Source organism: Octadecabacter sp. B2R22 (assembly GCF_018861045.1).
Lineage (GTDB): Bacteria > Pseudomonadota > Alphaproteobacteria > Rhodobacterales > Rhodobacteraceae > Octadecabacter.
Map to the genome: position 1 here is coordinate 1339003 of NZ_JAHKQJ010000007.1, position 13336 is coordinate 1352338.

The 13336-nt window shown below is 55.9% G+C and carries 15 protein-coding genes; 8 read left to right on the forward strand and 7 right to left on the reverse strand.

Going from position 1 to position 13336, the window contains the following annotated elements; genetic code table 11:
* Positions 1 to 83 precede the first annotated feature (83 nt).
* The 3 genes from KO486_RS12105 to puuE are packed head-to-tail and all read right to left on the reverse strand — an operon-like array spanning position 84 to position 3347.
* Positions 84 to 1394, reverse strand: a complete 1311-nt coding sequence (locus KO486_RS12105; RefSeq protein WP_216037476.1) for a nucleobase:cation symporter-2 family protein — start codon at positions 1392 to 1394, stop codon at positions 84 to 86.
* A gap of 55 nt (positions 1395 to 1449) precedes the next feature.
* On the reverse strand, positions 1450 to 1932 hold the full coding sequence (locus tag KO486_RS12110; protein WP_216037477.1) for an ureidoglycolate lyase: 483 nt from the start codon (positions 1930 to 1932) through the stop codon (positions 1450 to 1452).
* Positions 1929 to 3347, reverse strand: a complete 1419-nt coding sequence (gene puuE / locus KO486_RS12115; RefSeq protein ID WP_216037478.1) for an allantoinase PuuE — start codon at positions 3345 to 3347, stop codon at positions 1929 to 1931. Before puuE ends, KO486_RS12110 begins: the two co-directional genes overlap by 4 nt.
* Before the next feature lie 158 nt (positions 3348 to 3505).
* Here puuE and uraH point away from each other — a divergent pair, with 158 nt between their 5' ends.
* Entirely contained in the window at positions 3506 to 3862 is a 357-nt protein-coding gene (uraH, locus tag KO486_RS12120) for a hydroxyisourate hydrolase (RefSeq protein ID WP_216037479.1), read from the forward strand.
* On the opposite strand, the gene KO486_RS12125 is transcribed toward uraH, so the two are convergent.
* On the reverse strand, positions 3847 to 4779 hold the full coding sequence (locus KO486_RS12125) for a LysR family transcriptional regulator (RefSeq protein ID WP_216037480.1): 933 nt from the start codon (positions 4777 to 4779) through the stop codon (positions 3847 to 3849). The genes uraH and KO486_RS12125 overlap by 16 nt on opposite strands.
* A gap of 104 nt (positions 4780 to 4883) precedes the next feature.
* Between KO486_RS12125 and KO486_RS12130 the strand changes: the two genes are divergently transcribed.
* From KO486_RS12130 to KO486_RS12160, 7 genes are all read left to right on the forward strand, one after another.
* On the forward strand, positions 4884 to 6119 hold the full coding sequence (locus KO486_RS12130; RefSeq protein ID WP_216037481.1) for a urate hydroxylase PuuD: 1236 nt from the start codon (positions 4884 to 4886) through the stop codon (positions 6117 to 6119).
* A 94-nt stretch (positions 6120 to 6213) separates the two neighbouring features.
* Entirely contained in the window at positions 6214 to 7146 is a 933-nt protein-coding gene (locus KO486_RS12135) for a metal ABC transporter substrate-binding protein (RefSeq protein WP_216037482.1), read from the forward strand.
* Positions 7143 to 8033 (forward strand): manganese/iron ABC transporter ATP-binding protein, encoded by an 891-nt coding sequence (locus KO486_RS12140; RefSeq protein ID WP_216037483.1) that lies wholly within the window; start codon positions 7143 to 7145, stop codon positions 8031 to 8033. Before KO486_RS12135 ends, KO486_RS12140 begins: the two co-directional genes overlap by 4 nt.
* Positions 8030 to 8881, forward strand: coding sequence for a metal ABC transporter permease (locus tag KO486_RS12145; protein WP_216037484.1), 852 nt, complete (start codon positions 8030 to 8032; stop codon positions 8879 to 8881). The genes KO486_RS12140 and KO486_RS12145 overlap by 4 nt, the downstream gene beginning before the upstream one ends.
* Positions 8878 to 9711 (forward strand): metal ABC transporter permease, encoded by an 834-nt coding sequence (locus tag KO486_RS12150; RefSeq protein ID WP_216037485.1) that lies wholly within the window; start codon positions 8878 to 8880, stop codon positions 9709 to 9711. The genes KO486_RS12145 and KO486_RS12150 overlap by 4 nt, the downstream gene beginning before the upstream one ends.
* A gap of 103 nt (positions 9712 to 9814) precedes the next feature.
* Positions 9815 to 10402, forward strand: a complete 588-nt coding sequence (locus KO486_RS12155; RefSeq protein WP_216037486.1) for a hypothetical protein — start codon at positions 9815 to 9817, stop codon at positions 10400 to 10402.
* Positions 10399 to 10812: a DUF3995 domain-containing protein gene (locus tag KO486_RS12160; protein ID WP_216037487.1), complete on the forward strand. Its 414-nt coding sequence runs from the start codon at positions 10399 to 10401 to the stop codon at positions 10810 to 10812. The genes KO486_RS12155 and KO486_RS12160 overlap by 4 nt, the downstream gene beginning before the upstream one ends.
* Positions 10813 to 10866: 54 nt before the next feature.
* Here KO486_RS12160 and comE read toward each other — a convergent pair whose 3' ends face one another.
* From comE to hisD, 3 genes are read right to left on the reverse strand one after another with little or no spacing between them, the layout of a single operon-like run.
* Positions 10867 to 11421 (reverse strand): sulfopyruvate decarboxylase subunit beta, encoded by a 555-nt coding sequence (gene comE, locus KO486_RS12165; RefSeq protein WP_216037488.1) that lies wholly within the window; start codon positions 11419 to 11421, stop codon positions 10867 to 10869.
* Positions 11418 to 11924 (reverse strand): sulfopyruvate decarboxylase subunit alpha, encoded by a 507-nt coding sequence (gene comD, locus KO486_RS12170; protein WP_216037489.1) that lies wholly within the window; start codon positions 11922 to 11924, stop codon positions 11418 to 11420. The genes comE and comD overlap by 4 nt, the downstream gene beginning before the upstream one ends.
* A gap of 40 nt (positions 11925 to 11964) precedes the next feature.
* A complete protein-coding gene (gene hisD, locus KO486_RS12175) occupies positions 11965 to 13272 on the reverse strand; it encodes a histidinol dehydrogenase (RefSeq protein ID WP_216037490.1) in 1308 nt (435 codons plus the stop codon).
* Positions 13273 to 13336 lie beyond the last annotated feature (64 nt).

Consider the following 13336-nt stretch of genomic DNA (forward strand, 5'->3'; position numbering starts at 1 on the left):
CGATGTCGAATTAGGCACGCTCCAACAGAAAAGGCCCCCGCATCGCTGCGGGGGCCTGTCTATTGTCTTAGCGCAATCGCGACTTAGTCTTCTTGTGGCAGGACCAAGTTCAGGATCACGGCCATAACCGCAGTTGGCGCAACCGCCGACGTTGCCAACACTTTGAGCGTGGCAGGCAGGTACTGAACCGCTGTTGGAACAAGGTTCAGACCCAGACCAAAGGCAAGTGACACCGCAATGATGATCATGTTGCGGCGGTTCATTTTGACCTCCGTCAACATGTTCAAGCCGGCAGACGCCACCATGCCGAACATCACGATCACACCGCCGCCCAGAACAGGCAAAGGCATGGATGCGATAACAGCACCGATTTTCGGGACCAGACCACAGATGATCATGATAATACCGGCAATCGTCACCACATGACGGGACATGATACCCGTCATGCCGACGATCCCGACGTTTTGGCTAAAGGACGTGTTTGGCAGGCCGCCAAAAACACCAGCAATCGCTGTGCCCAGGCCATCCGCATATGTCGCACCAGCGATTTCTTCGTCCGTTGCATCACGCCCAGCGCCTGCTTTTGCTGTTGCGGACGCATCGCCAACGGTTTCGATCGCAGACACGATAGAGACCAGTGTGACTGCAATCACAGCACCGAGGTTGAATTCAAACCCATATGGCAGTGGCGCAATAGATGTGAACCAAGCCGCGCCACCAACAGGTGCAAAGTTCACCATGCCAAGTGCGAATGCCAAGGCGTAACCCGCCAGCAGGCCGATCAGGATACCGGACGCAGACAATGTGCCTTTGGTGAAGAACTTCACCAGCAAGGACACAACGATCACAGTCAAAGCAACAGACCAGTGTTTGAGAGAGCCAAAGCTTTCAGCCGCCATCTGGAAATCCGCCGCACCGCCAGCCGCGTATTTGATCGCAACGGGGATGAGGTAAAGACCGATTGCCAAAATCACGAGGCCCGTGACAAGCGGTGGGAACAACCAACGCAGGTTCTTGATCACGGCACCAAGGCAAAAGTGGACTACGCCACCGATGATACACGCCGTCAAAGCAACGCTTAGACCCATTGTCGCCGCGACCCCTGCGAGGACACCAACAAAGGCAAAACTGGTGCCCTGCATGATGGGCAATCGCGCACCAATTGGACCGATACCGACCGTTTGGAACAATGTTGCGATACCCGCGAACAGCATGGCCATCTGGATCAAGTAGATCTGTTCTGGTCCACCAAAGGCCAAACCTGCGGCCCCGGCAACAATAATAGATGGCGTTACATTAGAGGCGAACATCGCCAATACGTGTTGAAGCCCGAGTGGCACCGCTTGCGCCAAAGGCGGCGTGGTGTTCGGGTTTGAATAGTCTGTCGTCGTCATTGTCTTTGTCCCTTTATATTCATTTTTATTGTGACACCCGTCTTTGCGGGCTTTTTTACGGCGCGACGATACAGGGATCGTCGAACCAGTATTCTTGAAGGTTGTCGCCCGCCCCGATGCGGTCAACGACAGCAAACAGCCCCGGTGCATGCAGCGGCGTTAAGACCCCGTGCCAGACGTTGCGATGATAGTTTACACCTTGTCCTGGGGTGGTAAGGAACGCTTGCGGTTGATCCGGCGCACCGTCCAGATCTTTGGCGACGATCACCAGAAACGGGTGCTGCGTCATCGGAATGAACGCTTGGCTGCCCAGCGGATGACGTTCCATCATATCCAATGTGTAAGGAAAGCTGCGGGGCTGTGCATTGAACAGGCTGATGCCTGCGGTTCCGTCACCAAAGTCCAGTCCCGCGCGGTCATGATAGCGTCCGCACATCCCTTGATTGATCATCTTGTCAGGCTCGCCCGTGCAGTCCAGCACATCTCCGAACGGGGCAAAGGCATCCTCCGTAAGAGGTTGGGGCGAAATTAAAGTCATGCGAAATGATCCGCGAGGCGAAGCTCGGCAATGCGTTCCACCTGACGGCACGCCATTTCGAACTCAGTCTCGGTGTCATGTTCGATCCGCGCGTGGAATGCGGCTGCAATGCTGTCTTTGGTGTGATCGCGCACGGCAATGATAAACGGGAACCCGTGTTTGGCGACGTATTGCGCGTTCAACGCTTGGAATGTCTCGCGTTCTTCATCCGTGAGAGCGTCCAGCCCAGCGCCAGCCTGTTCCGCCGTGCTTTCGGCAGTCAAACGCCCCGCCGCCGCAAGTTTTCCGGCAAGGTCGGGGTGTGCGACCAACACGCTAAGCCGTTCATCACGGGTCGCGCTGCGAAACATCCGGCACAGTGCCGAATGCACGCCCGCAGCCGTGTCATGGGTCGGACCCAGATCTAGCCCAAAAGCACGATCCGCAATCCAAGCTGAGTGCTCAAAAATCCCGCCAAAGGCTGTGACGAATTCACCGTGGTCCATCTGCGATGGGCGATCCCAGCGTTTATGCGGGTGCGTCGCGGCCCAGTGATCGGCGATCTCTTCGCGCGTGGCGAACCAAACGCCATCATGGCTGTTTGCGTATCCAATAAACTGCTGCAACGCTTGCGCACGTCCGGGACGGCCAACAAGGCGGCAATGCAGGCCCAACGACATCATCTTGGCCTGACCGTCCGCGCCTTCGGCATAAAGCACATCAAAGGTTGCCTTGAGATACTCAAAGAACTGCGTGCCGGAGTTGAACCCTTGGGGTGTGGCGAACCGCATGTCGTTGCAATCCAGCGTATAGGGCACGATCAATTGGTCACGGTCCCCGAATTCTGACCAATAAGGAAGATCATCCGCATAAGCATCCGCGACATATTTGAACTTCCCCGTTTCCGCGGCCAGACGGATCGTGTTTTCGCTTGATCGCCCCGTATACCACCCACGCGGTGCGGACCCCGTGACTTCGGTGTGCAAACGCACCGCTTCGGCGATCTGCGCACGTTCTTCGTCTTCGGGCATGTCTTTGTGTTCGATCCATTTCAGACCATGGGACGCAATTTCCCACCCTGCTTCTTGCATCGCTTTGAGTTGTTCAGGCGCACGTGCAAGGGCTGTCGCGACCCCGTAAACAGTAACCGGTAGGTGGTTCAGGATACGGTGCAACCGCCAGAAACCCGCCCGCGCACCGTATTCGTAAATTGATTCCATGTTCGCGTGGCGCTGATCTGGCCATGCCGCAGCGCCCACAATCTCCGACAAGAACGCCTCTGAGGCGGGATCCCCATGCAGGATGTTGTTCTCGCCACCCTCTTCATAATTAAGGACAATTTGCACAGCAATGCGGGCCCCGTTCGGCCAGTTTGCCGTTGGTGCCTTTGGTCCGTAACCCGTCAAATCACGTGGGTATCCTGTGGTGTTTGTCATGGTGCCCCTTATCCCTCAGTTGCATCCTAAATCAAAAAATGACTTCGCATTTACAGACAATTCTTGAAAGACTGTTTCACAAGAAGACCCGCCACATCGCTGCATTTGCCTTGTGACCACGCAGTCCGCGCATAGGATGCACAAATAAGGAGACCAAAATGTCCGGATATTTGACCACACACGTCCTAGACACCGCACGCGGCGTTCCCGCCGAAGGTATCAAGGTCGCGCTCTATCGTGTCAGTGGCAATAGCCACACCAAGATCGCTGAAACCGTCACGAACGATGATGGCCGCACGGACAGCCCTATCCTTCCTGTCGGTGATTTCAAAACCGGCACTTATGAGCTGATCTTCTTTTGCGGTGATTACCTCGAGGCGACAGGTCAGGCCACGGGCGAGACCAAGTTCCTGAGTGAAATCCCGATCCGCTTTGGCATGGACGACGCAGATGCACATTACCATGTACCCCTGCTGCTATCACCCTACGGCTATTCCACCTATCGCGGCAGCTGAACGCTGGCTTGGGCAGCTTTCATGGCGGCCCCGACCCGCATCGTCATGAAATCCATGAACAGTCGTGTCTTTGGGTCCTGCCTGCGGCGGTGCGTATAAAGACAGGCCATTTGGATCGGCACAGGCGGCGTCTTTTCGGCGACCGGAACCAACGCCCCCGAATTCAGGTGTTCGGCAACCTCAAACACAGGTTTGAGCGCGATACCTTCGCCTGCCAAAGCCCACTCTGTCAGCACATCACCGTCGTCGCACTCATACCGCCCAGACACCCTGAACCGCTGCGGGCCATCTTTGGTTTGCAGGCGCCATTGGAACTCGGGCGCGCCGGGGTAGCGCAGATTTAAACAGTTATGCCCCTCAACAATCAGCGCCTGCCCATCTGTCGGGTGTCCGCGCTGTTCAATATAGGATGGCGCGGCAACCAAAACCCGTTCGCAATCTGCGACAGGTTTGATGCGCAAATTGCTGTCTGCCGGCTCGCCCAAAAAGAAAGAAATGTCCAACCCTTCGGTCGTAAGATCAACCGTACGATCCGTAAGACGCAGCCGAATATCGATCAATGGGTATTCGCGCCCAAATTCCGGAACCAAAGGTGCCAAGAACCGCCGCCCGACCCCAAGAGGCGCCGCCACATAAAGCGAGCCCTTCGGATTATCAGTGATCCCAGCAACCTGCCCTTCGGCGACATCCACAGCATCCAGCACCGCAACCGCGCCCGTATAAAACGCCCGCCCCTGTTCCGTCGCAGTAAGGCTGCGGGTCGTGCGTTGGAACAATCGAACGCTGAGATGTTCTTCAAGTGATGAAATTCGCGACGAAGTGACTGCAGGTGAGATGCGCAGGTCCCGTCCGGCGGCTGACATACTGCCCAACTCATAGACGCGGACGAAGGTTCGGATATTATCGAGATAGGACATTGTTTTGCATTTCTTGATAGAGCGACGCGTTACTTCGGAATAGCAAAACAAAGCAACCAAAGATAGGTGTTGAAACAAGCACCACCAATGAACGGGGACGAGAGATGTTTGACGCAGTGATTTTATGGGAATGGCTCGCATTCTCGGTCCGCTGGCTGCACGTAATTACGGCAATGGCGTGGATCGGGGCGTCGTTCTACTTTATCGCGCTCGACCTGATGCTAAAGCCAGCTGACGACATGCCCGATGGAGCGTCCGGCGAAGAATGGGAAGTCCACGGTGGCGGGTTTTATCACACAACCAAATACATGGTCGCCCCTGCCCGATTGCCTGAACACCTGACATGGCACAAATGGCAAAGCTACTCGACGTGGCTGTCAGGCGCAGCCCTGTTAATGATCATATATTGGGTCGGCGGAGAGCTTTACCTGATTGACGCCGCCAAAGCCGACATCGCGCTTTGGCAGGGCATCGTGATCTCTGCGCTGTCTCTCACCATCGGCTGGCTGCTTTATGATTTCATGTGTAAATCCGCGCTGGGCGAAAACCCTACGCTGCTGATGGTGCTGCTGTTTGTCATCCTTGTGATCATGTCTTACGGCTACAACCAAGTCTTCACGGGGCGCGCGGCGATGCTGCATCTGGGCGCGTTTACCGCGACGATCATGACCGCGAATGTGTTCTTTATCATCATGCCAAACCAACGCATCGTGGTGAAAGACCTGCAAGAAGGCCGCACGCCAGACGCGAAATACGGCAAGATCGCAAAACTGCGCAGCACCCATAACAATTACCTTACATTGCCCGTCATCTTCTTGATGTTGTCCAACCACTACCCACTGTCCTTTGCGACGGACCATTCATGGATCATTGCCTCGCTGATCTTCCTGACGGGCGTCACAATCCGCCATTACTTTAACACCATGCACAAGACGGGAACTGGACCGCACTGGACATGGGTCGCGACGGCCTTGTTGATGATCATCATCGCTTGGCTGTCCACGGCCAACATGTGGGACAGCTATGACGACGCCGAAGCGCGCGCGCTAACGCCCTATGAAGAAACCTTCACCGCAGCCGACGGGTTTGACGACGCTCATGATATCGTCATGGGCCGCTGTTCTATGTGTCATTCGCGCGAGCCAAGCTATTCGGACAGCATGCTCTGGGCACCGCGCGGTGTTCTGTTGGACACACCAGCCGATATCGCGCGCAATGCCCGTGCCATCTATGTTCAGGCTGGCATCAGCCACGCCATGCCCCCTGCCAACATCACCTACATGTCCAACGAAGACCGCGCCGCCATTCGCAGCTGGTATCGCAACGCGGGTCAACTTTAAGCCCATTTCTTTTATTGCGAATAATTCGCAACTGCATTGACATCCCAACAAACGGGTCCATAACTCCAAGTAACAGTTCTTTGGAGTCTCTCTCATGCTGACCCGTATCCTGCTCGGCGTTGCCGCCCTTGTACTCATCGCATTTCTTGTGGTCTCGCAGGGGTTCTTTTCAACGACAGTCACGTCCAGCAGCACAGAAAACGAAACAGCCGAGTTCAAGGTCGTCACGACCTTTACCGTGATCGCGGACATGGCCCGCAATGTTGCGGGTGACGCTGCAACCGTTGAATCCATTACGCGGGCGGGTGCTGAAATTCACGGCTACCAACCAACGCCTCAGGATTTGGTGCGTGCCTCTGGCGCTGATCTGATCTTGTGGAATGGATTGAACCTCGAACTCTGGTTTGAGCAGTTCATCGACAATGTCGGGAATACACCGTCCGCTACGATTTCTGACGGTATCGCCCCTTTGTCGATCTCCAGCGGATCCTATGAAGGCCTGCCAAACCCGCATGCATGGATGGGCTTGGATAACGCGCTGATTTACATCGACAACATCGAAGCTGCGATGAGCGAACATGACCCTGAAAATGCGGAAACTTACGCGGCAAACGCCGCTGCCTATAAAGAAGAACTGACCGCTGCAATCGGTCCTCTGCGCGATCAGATCATGGCGATCCCAGAAGAAGAACGCTGGCTCGTCACTTGCGAAGGTGCGTTCAGCTATATCGCGCGTGATTTCGGCCTCAAGGAAGCCTACCTGTGGCCGATGAACGCCGATCAGACCGGCACCCCACAACAGGTGCGCAACGTCATCGACACAGTGATCGCCAATGACATCCCGGCTGTGTTCTGTGAAAGCACCGTAAACACCGACCCCGCCGAACAAGTGGCGCGCGAAACTGGCGCGGCTTATGGCGGCGTGCTCTATGTCGACTCGCTGTCGCTGGAAGGTGGCCCCGTGCCGACCTACCTCGACCTGTTGCGCGTCACGACACAAACAATTGCTGATGGATTGACCCAATGAACCTGCCCCCTCCTGCGCCGCACCAGACCAGCAAGAACCATGCGGGTCTTTATGCGGATGGCCTAACGGTAACCTACCGCAACGGCGTCACCGCCCTGCGCGACGCAAGCTTTGCGATCCCCCGTGGGACCATCGCGGCCCTTGTAGGGGTGAACGGCGCGGGTAAGTCGACGTTGTTCAAGGCGATCATGGGGTTTCTGCCCGCCGCAGCGGGTGAAATCGGTGTGCTTGGACAAACTGTGCGCCAAGCTATCAAAGCGGGCATCGTGGCTTACGTTCCACAAGCAGAAGAAGTCGATTGGTCCTTCCCCGTGTTGGTCGAAGACGTGGTGATGATGGGTCGCTACGGCCACATGGGTCCGCTGCGCCGCCCCAAACCCGCCGACCACGAAGCCGTCACAGACGCCCTTGCCCGCGTGGGCATGACAGATTTTCGCGACCGTCAGATTGGCGAACTTTCAGGCGGGCAACGTAAACGTGTCTTCCTCGCCCGTGCTTTGGCGCAGAACGGCCAAGTCATTCTACTGGATGAACCCTTTACCGGCGTTGATGTGCAAACCGAAGAAGCGATCATTAAACTGCTGCGTGAGCTGCGTGACGAAGGCCGTGTGATGCTGGTCAGCACCCACAACCTCGGCTCGGTGCCGGAATTTTGCGATCAAACCGTATTGGTCAAAGCAACTGTTTTGAACTTTGGCCCGACCGAAGAGGTCTTCACCAAAGACAACCTCGAAGCGGCCTTTGGCGGCGTGCTGCGCCACTTTGTTCTGGGCGGCGACGATCTGCATGACGATGACGACGAACGCAAAGTTACGATCCTCACCGACGATGAACGTCCCTTTGTTATCTACGACGACCAAACACGCACACAGGCTGACAAAGAATGACGGCGCTGCTGGAACCCTTCACCTATACCTTCATGCTGAATGCGATGTTCGTCTCGGCGTTGGTCGGGGCCGTTTGCGCGTTTCTGTCATGTTATCTGATGCTTAAAGGCTGGTCCTTAATCGGTGATGCCTTGTCCCACTCCATCGTACCGGGTGTCGCTGGGGCCTATATGCTGGGCCTGCCCTTTGCCTTGGGGGCGTTCTTGTCTGGCGGTCTGGCGGCGGCGGCGATGATGTTTCTCAACCAACGCACCGGCCTAAAAGAAGACGCTGTAATCGGCCTGATATTCACCAGCTTTTTCGGGCTGGGGCTGTTCATGGTGTCCGTGTCCCCTGTGGCGGTGGATGTGCAAACGATCATCCTTGGCAATATCCTTGCGATCACGCCCAGCGATACAATCCAACTGGCCGTGATCGGTGTGGTCTGTCTGGTGGTCCTGATCGCCAAGTGGAAAGACCTGATGGTGTCCTTTTTTGACGAAAACCACGCGCGCTCCATCGGGTTGCGCCCTGAACGTCTGCGGTTCTTGTTCTTTGTTCTGCTGTCTGCGGCCTGCGTTGCCGCCCTACAAACCGTGGGTGCGTTTCTTGTGATCGCCATGGTCATCACACCGGGCGCGACCGCATATCTTCTCAGCGACCGTTTCCCGCGCCTTTTGATTATTGCTGTCCTAATCGGCTCCCTCTCCAGCTTTTTCGGCGCATACCTGTCCTTCTTTTTGAATGGTGCTACGGGCGGCGTGATCATCTGTCTGCAAACCGCGATCTTCCTTGCTGCGTTCTTCTTTGCGCCTAAACACGGTTTGATCGCCCACCGCCGACGCGCAGCCGAGGCGTTACGGATATGATTGATTTCTTCCTGCCGTTCCAATTCCCTTTCATGCACGGTGCGTTCTACATCGCCCTTTTGATCGGACCACCGACAGCGTTGCTGTCGTGTTTCCTCGTGCTCAAAGGCTGGTCTTTGATGGGCGACGCAGTATCCCACGCCGTTCTTCCGGGCGTTGTTCTCGCTTATATCGTCGGGCTACCGTTGATCGTCGGGGCCTTCATTGCGGGCATGGTATGTTCCCTGCTGACCGGATACCTTGATGCGAACAGTCGCGTGCGACAGGACACTGTGATGGGCGTGGTCTTTTCGGGTATGTTTGGGTTTGGTTTGGTTTTGTACACCAAGATCGAAACCAATGTGCATCTGGATCACATCTTGTTTGGCAACATGTTGGGCGTCACCGCGAGCGATCTTTGGACGTCTGGTATCATTGGCATACTGGTGTCGGCGGCCTTGTTGATTGGCTGGAAAGACCTGTTGCTGCATGCCTTTGACCCCGCCCAAGCCCGCGCTATCGGGTTGCCTGTGAACCTGCTGCACTACGGGTTGCTGGTCATCCTTTCGCTGACAATCGTCGCAACGCTAAAGGCTGTTGGCCTGATCCTTGCCATCGGCTTGCTGATCGCACCGGGGGCGGTTGCGTTCCTTGTGACGCGACAGTTCAAACACATGCTGTGGGTGTCTGTGCTGGTTTCGACGTCCTCGCTGTTGGCGGGTGTATACCTTAGCTTCTGGATTGGTTCGGACCCGGGCCCGACCGTGATCTTGGTGATGACTGCGCTGTTTATTGCGGCTTTCATCAGCCGATTGATCCGCAACAAGTCGCAGGAAACAAGTGCGGTCTAGCTATTGGAAGGGGTACGGGTGGGCAGCGGGGACACACGACATTAGACAAATGTCGCAAGCCCTGCAAAACTGATGCAAACGTTCCACTACAAAGGCCATGCCCATGAAGTATTCTCTGATCGTCACCCTTCTGGCTGCCGGCCCCGCACTCGCAGACTGCCCCGTTGCAGCAGACCTTGAAACGGGCATTCGCGTCACTGAATCTGACGGCACGACCAACACCTTCAGGCTGATAGAGGAAGGGATCGTGCAAAATGACGGCATCGCGACCGACGGATACACCTATCGCAACCTTCTGGCTCAAGGCACCCATTTGATCGGCCTGAGCGACACGACAAACGGCAACGACATTCCTGATACTGTGCGCACCATGACCTATGCCTTTGCGCCCGCTGGAATGCCGGTCCCTGAAGCCTCGAGTTCTCGGTCGTATCAGACGACGGTTACCAGCCCAACCAGCGAATACCCCGAGACGCAAACACAGGCTTGGGGGGCCATGACCACGCTTACCATCGGGGACTGCACCTACGATATGATCCCCGGAAAACTGACCTACACCAACACCGATTATGTTGTTCACGAAGGGCTTTATTACCTGCCTGACGTCGGGCTTGGTTTGCTGCACAGTTATCAAATTCAGGGCGATCCCGTTGACCGTTATGAAGCGGTTAGAATTGAAGCGGTGCAATGACCGCACTGGCATTGCTTGCCTCGGCAGGGCTGATTGTCATTGCGGCAGTGCATCTGCTTTGGGCGCTCGGGTATTGGTGGCCAATCAAAGACGAGGCCGAATTGGCCCGCACAGTCGTTGGCACCGAAGGCATTGATAAAATGCCAAATGCTGCCGCCTGTTCACTGGTTGTTGTCGCCTTGATGTTTGCCGCCGCGTGGCCGTGGTTTGCGGATGGCACTCTGAAATCACTGGGGCTTCTGGGCATCGCGTTCGTGTTCCAAGTCCGCGCCGCTGTTGCTTATGCCCCGTTTTGGAAACGCAATTCGCCAGAACAACCCTTTCGCCGTTTGGATGAAACATACTACGCGCCTCTATGCATCGCTTTTGGCGTGGCGTTCATGATCTTGGCCGCACGGTCATTTTCTTAAACGCAAAAGGGCGACGCAACCGCGCCGCCCGTTTATGAATGTTATCGCTCAGCCTTAGCTAGCAACCGCTTTCATAAAGCGATCACGGATGACCACTGGGTCCATCGTGATAACAGGCATCTTGGCGTTGCCGCTGTCACATTTGACGACCATCACGGTGCCCTTACCGCTGTCGATGACCTCTTGCAGCTTGGCGCCTGTGTCCACGTCCTGCACTTCGATCACGTTTTCACAGCCCGCAGCTTTTGCCATGGCAGCCAGATCGGTGCGCATGCCTGCATAAGTCGGTTGATCACCTGTTGAGCCATAAGACCCGTTGTCGATGATCATCAGGATGTAGTTGGACGGCATGTTGTTCCCGATCGTCGGCAAGGTGCCTAGGTTGGTCAAAACAGAACCGTCCCCGTCAATCGAGATCACGAGTTTATCCTGCGCCAGCGCCAGACCAAAACCGATGCTGGATGCCAAACCCATCGTGCCCAGCATGTAGAAATTCGTCGGCTGATCGTCGATGGCGTGCAGCTCTTGGCTCGGGATTCCGATGTTACAGACGACAAGTTCGTCACGCAGGATCGGGGCGATTTCTTTTAGGATTTCGGATCTAATCATTGGTCGCCATAGCCTCCCCAGAAAGACGCATCCGTCAGGATCGCCACAGGTTTGTTGCACATGAATGTGTATTTCAGGATCGCGTCGAGCTCATCCGCATCGCTTTCCTTGTGGAAATGATAGGTCGGGATGTGCATCTGGTTCAGCAATGCTTTGGTGTGCACAGCCATTTCAACCTGACAGGCCACAGGTTCGCGCAGCTCACCACGGTAAGAAATGATCATCGGCAATGGCATCCGGTAATACTGGGTCAAAGTCGCCAAGGTGTTGATCGTCACACCAATCGCGGTGTTCTGCATGATGATCGCAGGGCGTTTACCGCCCATCCAAGCACCCGCACAAAGGCCCATGCCTTCGTCTTCTTTGTTGGACGGGATGTGGAAAATCTCGTCGCGGGCTTCGACTTCTTCGATGACGCCCGCAAGTTGTTTACAGGGAACGGTCGTCACGAACGAAACATCGTTCGCCACCAGATCGTCCACAATCTTTGTATCTATACTCAAGGTTCGCTCCTCCGCGAGATTTCGTTAATGTCGTTTGGCATCAAACGTCTGACGCCAAATCAAAGGTTTCATTCGGGAAATATTTGGCCAGCCGGACATCAGCGGAACGGGCATGTCCCTCCATGCCTTCAAGCCGTGAAATACGGGCCGTGGCTTGTGCGACTCGCTTGGACCCGTCGCGGGTCGAGCGCTGCCAGGTGACCATCTTCATGTATTTATGAACGGACAGGCCACCCGTGTAACCCGCAGCACCTGACGTCGGCAGTACGTGGTTGGTCCCCGATGCCTTGTCGCCGTAGGCAACGGTGGTTTCTTCGCCCAAGAATAGCGAGCCGTAAGCCGACAAACGATCAAGCCACCATTCCAGATCATCCGCCTGAACCGTCAGGTGTTCTGGCGCATAGTCATCCGAACAGGCCGCCATTTCTTCGCGGTCCGAACACAAGATCACTTCGGCATAGTCGCGCCACGCCGCAAACGCGTTGTCGCGATTCATTTCTGGCAGGGCCTCGATCAATGCTGGCACGCGGGCCATCACATCTTCGGCAAGGGCGCGATCATCCGTGACCAGCCACACCGGTGAATTATACCCGTGTTCTGCCTGCCCGACCAAGTCTGTCGCCACGATATGCGCATCAGCTGTCTTGTCCGCCAAGATAAGGCTATCAGTAGGCCCTGCGACCATGTCGATCCCCACTCCGCCAAACAAGATGCGTTTCGCTTCGGCGACGTACTGATTGCCCGGCCCCACAAGGATATTCGCCTTGGGTAACCCAAAAAGTCCGTAGTTCATTGCTGCAATCGCCTGCACACCGCCCATGGCCATGATGGTATCTGCTCCGCAAATATGCGCCGCATAGACGATCGCTGACGGCAGGCCGATCTCTGGTCGGGGTGGCGAAGCCGCTGTGATGTGGTTGCAACCGGCAACTTTGGCCGTCGTCACTGTCATAATAGCGCTGGCTACATGGCTGAACCGTCCACCGGGCACGTAACACCCTGCCGCGGCGACTGGGATCGCCTTTTGACCGGCAATCAACCCCGGCTGAACTTCGAATTCGATGTCCTGAATACTGGCCTTTTGCGCCTCGGCAAAGCGGCGCACGTTGTCATGGGCGAATAGGATATCGTCCTTCAACTTTTGCGGCACCTGATCGCAGGCCGCCGCGATCTCTTCTTTGGTCAGGACGACATTACCCTCATATTTATCAAGCGTGCGGGCGTATTCGCGGGCTGTGTCATCGCCGCCCGTTTCAATGTCACTCAAAATACCTTGCACAATATCGGACACATCAGATGCACCGGATTGCGCCGTCAGTGTCGCCTTCTTGAGGTAGTCACGCGCCATCAAATAATTCCTTCACGGGTTCAGAATGTTCAAAAGGGTATCGTCACTGGCTCGGCGGTTCCGT

Excerpts from the sequence above, each read along its gene's own strand:
- KO486_RS12125 (WP_216037480.1), bottom strand. The coding sequence starts at position 4,779 with ATGTCCTATCTCGATAATATCCGAACCTTCGTCCGCGTCTATGAGTTG.
- hisD (WP_216037490.1), bottom strand. The coding sequence starts at position 13,272 with ATGGCGCGTGACTACCTCAAGAAGGCGACACTGACGGCGCAATCCGGT.
- KO486_RS12150 (WP_216037485.1), top strand. The coding sequence starts at position 8,878 with ATGATTGATTTCTTCCTGCCGTTCCAATTCCCTTTCATGCACGGTGCG.
- KO486_RS12140 (WP_216037483.1), top strand. The coding sequence starts at position 7,143 with ATGAACCTGCCCCCTCCTGCGCCGCACCAGACCAGCAAGAACCATGCG.
- uraH (WP_216037479.1), top strand. The coding sequence starts at position 3,506 with ATGTCCGGATATTTGACCACACACGTCCTAGACACCGCACGCGGCGTT.
- puuE (WP_216037478.1), bottom strand. The coding sequence starts at position 3,347 with ATGACAAACACCACAGGATACCCACGTGATTTGACGGGTTACGGACCA.
- KO486_RS12135 (WP_216037482.1), top strand. The coding sequence starts at position 6,214 with ATGCTGACCCGTATCCTGCTCGGCGTTGCCGCCCTTGTACTCATCGCA.
- KO486_RS12160 (WP_216037487.1), top strand. The coding sequence starts at position 10,399 with ATGACCGCACTGGCATTGCTTGCCTCGGCAGGGCTGATTGTCATTGCG.
- KO486_RS12105 (WP_216037476.1), bottom strand. The coding sequence starts at position 1,394 with ATGACGACGACAGACTATTCAAACCCGAACACCACGCCGCCTTTGGCG.
- KO486_RS12155 (WP_216037486.1), top strand. The coding sequence starts at position 9,815 with ATGAAGTATTCTCTGATCGTCACCCTTCTGGCTGCCGGCCCCGCACTC.
- comE (WP_216037488.1), bottom strand. The coding sequence starts at position 11,421 with ATGATTAGATCCGAAATCCTAAAAGAAATCGCCCCGATCCTGCGTGAC.
- KO486_RS12145 (WP_216037484.1), top strand. The coding sequence starts at position 8,030 with ATGACGGCGCTGCTGGAACCCTTCACCTATACCTTCATGCTGAATGCG.
- KO486_RS12130 (WP_216037481.1), top strand. The coding sequence starts at position 4,884 with ATGTTTGACGCAGTGATTTTATGGGAATGGCTCGCATTCTCGGTCCGC.
- KO486_RS12110 (WP_216037477.1), bottom strand. The coding sequence starts at position 1,932 with ATGACTTTAATTTCGCCCCAACCTCTTACGGAGGATGCCTTTGCCCCG.